This is a genomic window from Bradyrhizobium sp. Leo114 (genome assembly GCF_055229415.2).
In genome coordinates, this window is record NZ_JBUYEN020000266.1 from 1 (window position 1) to 255 (window position 255).

The following is a 255-nucleotide window of genomic DNA, read 5'->3' on the forward strand; positions in this document are numbered from 1 at the left end:
TGTTGAAAATCTCCGGCGTGCCGTACTTCGCCAGCGCCTCTTCCAGCGCCGCCACGCAGAACCAGACGTCCATCGTGTTCGACAACCGCCACGCCAGGACCGCACGGCTCGCCCAGTCGATGATGGCGACGAGATAAAGAAAGCCGCGGCCGATGGGCAGATACGTGATGTCGGCCGCCCATACCTGGTTTGGCCGGTCGATCGTCAAGTTGCGCAACAGATAGGGATAGATCTTGTGGCCCGGCGCCGGCCTCG

The 255-nt window shown here is 62.7% G+C and carries 1 protein-coding gene; it reads right to left on the reverse strand.

What is annotated here, in order from left to right:
- A partial coding sequence (locus ACZIRK_RS45680) for a transposase (protein WP_474419910.1) occupies window positions 1–255 on the reverse strand: 255 nt, incomplete at both ends.